Origin of the sequence: Moorena sp. SIO2C4 (assembly GCF_010672485.1) — a bacterium.
GTDB lineage: Bacteria > Cyanobacteriota > Cyanobacteriia > Cyanobacteriales > Coleofasciculaceae > Moorena > Moorena producens.
In genome coordinates, this window is record NZ_JAAHGN010000995.1 from 1 (window position 1) to 2,829 (window position 2,829).

Sequence of the window (2,829 nt, forward strand, 5' to 3'; positions counted from 1 at the left end):
TATCTTCCCGAGTATAGTCCTGATTATAACTTAATTGAATTGGTTTGGCATTCAGCAAAAGAATATATTGCCAATCGAGTTTTCAAATCAATTGAAGAATTAGAATGTTTGTTAAATCATCTTTTAAATGAAGGAGGGTTAATTATAAAATGGGTACGAAAAATAAAAAACAAAGGCAATGCTGTTATCACAGTTTAAATGCGCAACAGCTTAGTAACAGTTAGTTCTAAACAGCTGGTAACATTAGTTACTGAATTCCTAAACACAGATGGGACGACAGCTTAAAAAACTGGAGTTTAAAAAACTGGCATCCGGGAAGCAGTCACCCTTACTCTAGGTCTGGTAACCATTAGCCTAAAGCTGAAAGCCCATGGGGGAAAGAGCCTTGGTGCTTCCCTGGCACAAATTGCCCGGATTGGGTAGAATCAGTGACGGGATTTGCGATCGCAGGTCAGCTATCAGCTATCAGCGTGTCGCGTATCAGCGAACAGCGATTAGCGCTACGCGCACGCTACACCGAACAGCTATCAGCTATCAGCCTTTGGCTGACCGCTGACCGCTGACCCTTATCAGCTATCAGCCTTTGGCTGACCGCTGACCGCTGACCGCTGACCGCTGACCGCTGAATGCTTAATCCTTAATCTTTCATACTTCTTATGCTACCTGGTCAAGAACCCCCTCAACTCCTGAAAAAACACCTATTTTTCCAAGGAAGACGATTTAGTTTCGAGGTGAATAATCTACGTCTTCCTAATCAATCAGAAGGGCAATGGGAATGTATCCGTCACCCTGGTGGTTCCTTGGCGGTACCGGTAACACCCGATGGTAAACTGGTACTAGTACGGCAATATCGCTTTGCTGTTAGTGGGCGTCTTTTGGAATTCCCTGCTGGTACGGTAGAATCCCATGAAAACCCAGCTGAAACTATTAAACGGGAAATAGAAGAAGAAACTGGCTATCGCGCTCATCGCTGGAAATCTTTGGGGAAATTTCCCCTTGCTCCTGGCTATTCCGATGAGTACATTTATGCGTTTCTGGCGGAGGATTTGGAGAAATTGGAAGCCCCTCCTAAGCAAGATGATGATGAGGATATAGAGGTGGTTTTAATGACACCAAAAGAGTTAGAACAAGCTATCTTGGAGGGTGAGCCAGTGGATGCTAAATCTATTTCCAGCTTTTTTATGGCTCGCCCGTTCTTGAATGACTAACCTGATTCTATTCTGGCATCGCCGTGATTTACGGATTTCTGACAATGTGGGACTAGCTGCTGCTTTTGAGCTAAGTCCCAAGCTTGTCGGTGTTTTCTGTCTTGACCCTACTATTCTAGAGCGGGATGATATTGCCCCAGCAAGAGTAACTTATATGATTGGCTGCTTAGAACAATTGCAGCAGGGTTACAGGCAAGCTGGTAGTCAACTATTAATCCTACATCAAGACCCTAGGCAAGGAATTCCTAATTTAGCTGCTGCTCTGGAGGCTAAGGCTGTTTGTTGGAATTGGGATGTGGAACCTTATTCTAAGGAACGGGATCAAGATGTAGCAGCAGGGTTGAAGGAAAAGGGTATTGCTGTCTATAACTATTGGGATCAGTTATTACACGCACCAGGAGAAATTTTCACTAAGTCTGGCAATCCCTATAGTGTCTACACTCCTTTCTGGAAAAATTGGCAAGGTCAATCTAAGGCAGAACCTGTGGCAACTTTGACTAGGGTTGAATCCTTGACGGAAATAGAACAAGACAATGCCCTAGCAGCAGGGGTGACTGATTTACCTAGTGCTATAGATTTGGGGTATGTCTGGGAGAATGAACTGTTAGTGCCACCAGGGGAAAAGGTAGCCCAAGAGATACTGGAGGAATTTTGCGATCGCACTATTGGGGATTATCACGAACAACGTAATTTCCCAGGGGTGGATGGTACCTCGAAACTTAGTGCTGCTCTCAAGTTTGGTGTGATTGGGATTCGCAGGGTTTGGCAGGCCGCTCAGAATGCTTATAATTTGAGTCGCAGTGATGAAGCTCGCCAAAGTATCCAAACTTGGCAACAGGAACTGGCTTGGCGGGAGTTTTACCAACATGCTATGTATTTCTTCCCAGAATTAGCACAAGGACCTTATCGCCAGAAATTCCAAGATTTTCCCTGGGATAATAATCCAGAATTCTTTCAAGCTTGGTGTGAGGGCAAGACTGGCTACCCGATCGTTGATGCTGCGATGAGGCAGTTAAATCAAACCGGATGGATGCATAACCGCTGTCGGATGATTGTTGCTAGTTTTCTGACTAAGGATTTGATTATTAATTGGCAGTGGGGGGAAAAGTATTTTATGCAGCGGTTATCGGATGGAGACCTTAGTGCTAATAATGGTGGTTGGCAATGGAGTGCCTCTAGTGGGATGGATCCTAAACCATTGCGAATTTTTAACCCAGCTAGTCAGGCTAAAAAGTTTGACCCGGACGGTGAGTATATTCGGGAATGGTTACCGGAGTTGAGTTCTGTGGATACGGAGTATGTGGTGAGTGGGAAGATTCCTGAAAGCGGACGCGAAATGTGTGGGTATCCAGCACCAATTGTCGATCATAATCAGCAGCAGCGTCGGTTTAAGGAATTATATAAGGAATTGCAGTGATGCCAAGGCGTTGCTTAATAATGGAATGATTTTAAGAGTAGGTGCGCGCCTCCTAGGCCGGGGAACCCGGCCTTGGGTCGCACCTGTGGAATGGGCATCAGGCGTGGAACTGGCATCTTGTGTAGAACTGGCATCTTGCCAGTTTCCTCCTTATTTTCGAGCGGGGAAGGGCGGCGTGTAGGGAAGGAGTGTAGAGCTCGGTGG

General features: G+C 45.7%; 5 protein-coding genes. 4 read left to right on the forward strand and 1 reads right to left on the reverse strand.

The features are described from left to right. The 4 genes from F6K20_RS32625 to F6K20_RS32640 form a co-directional block, all read left to right on the forward strand. Window positions 1-198 (forward strand): transposase (locus F6K20_RS32625; RefSeq protein WP_287265468.1); only part of this gene is annotated, 198 nt, incomplete at its 5' end. Between the two features lie 172 nt (window positions 199-370). Further along, window positions 371-556 carry a hypothetical protein gene (locus F6K20_RS32630; RefSeq protein WP_044495103.1) on the forward strand — a complete coding sequence of 62 codons (186 nt, stop codon included), beginning with the start codon at window positions 371-373 and terminating at the stop codon, window positions 554-556. Between the two features lie 100 nt (window positions 557-656). Continuing rightward, a complete protein-coding gene (locus F6K20_RS32635; RefSeq protein WP_008189336.1) occupies window positions 657-1,208 on the forward strand; it encodes an NUDIX hydrolase in 552 nt (183 codons plus the stop codon). Further along, window positions 1,201-2,625 (forward strand): FAD-binding domain-containing protein, encoded by a 1,425-nt coding sequence (locus F6K20_RS32640; protein ID WP_008189337.1) that lies wholly within the window; start codon window positions 1,201-1,203, stop codon window positions 2,623-2,625. The genes F6K20_RS32635 and F6K20_RS32640 overlap by 8 nt, the downstream gene beginning before the upstream one ends. A 14-nt stretch (window positions 2,626-2,639) precedes the next feature. Here the strand turns inward: F6K20_RS32640 and F6K20_RS32645 are convergent. Continuing rightward, window positions 2,640-2,829, reverse strand: a 190-nt coding sequence (locus tag F6K20_RS32645; RefSeq protein ID WP_287297537.1) for a hypothetical protein, incomplete at its 5' end; no start/stop codon positions are given.

Excerpts from the sequence above, each read along its gene's own strand:
- F6K20_RS32630 (WP_044495103.1), top strand. The coding sequence starts at position 371 with ATGGGGGAAAGAGCCTTGGTGCTTCCCTGGCACAAATTGCCCGGATTG.
- F6K20_RS32640 (WP_008189337.1), top strand. The coding sequence starts at position 1,201 with ATGACTAACCTGATTCTATTCTGGCATCGCCGTGATTTACGGATTTCT.
- F6K20_RS32635 (WP_008189336.1), top strand. The coding sequence starts at position 657 with ATGCTACCTGGTCAAGAACCCCCTCAACTCCTGAAAAAACACCTATTT.